Below are 300 nucleotides of genomic sequence, written 5' to 3'. Positions count from 1 at the left end.
GTAGGACGTTGCCAGGCAAATGGAGGATTAGCTCAGCTGGGAGAGCACCTGCCTTACAAGCAGGGGGTCGGCGGTTCGATCCCGTCATCCTCCACCATTTATGCCGGCTTAGCTCAATTGGTAGAGCAACTGACTTGTAATCAGTAGGTTGGGGGTTCAAGTCCTCTAGCCGGCACCAGCAACTATGGCGGTTGTGGCGAAGTGGTTAACGCACCGGATTGTGGCTCCGGCATTCGTGGGTTCGATTCCCATCAGTCGCCCCATTTCTTTTAAAACAAATATAATATGCGGGTGTGGCGG

At 53.7% G+C, this 300-nt stretch carries 3 tRNA genes; all 3 read left to right on the top strand.

Annotated features, from left to right (window positions below):
* The first annotated feature begins 21 nt into the window (after positions 1 to 21).
* Positions 22 to 97: transfer RNA gene (locus CN373_RS24975), tRNA-Val, on the top strand.
* Positions 98 to 102: 5 nt separating this feature from the next.
* A tRNA-Thr gene (locus tag CN373_RS24970) sits at positions 103 to 178 on the top strand.
* 9 nt (positions 179 to 187) lie between these two features.
* Positions 188 to 263, top strand: a tRNA-His gene (locus tag CN373_RS24965).
* Positions 264 to 300: the final 37 nt, after the last annotated feature.

The sequence above is a fragment of the Bacillus cereus genome (genome assembly GCF_002561295.1).
Classification (GTDB): domain Bacteria; phylum Bacillota; class Bacilli; order Bacillales; family Bacillaceae_G; genus Bacillus_A; species Bacillus_A cereus_S.
Note: the sequence above shows the minus strand (reverse complement) of the source record. Positions and strands in the feature narration are given on the sequence as shown.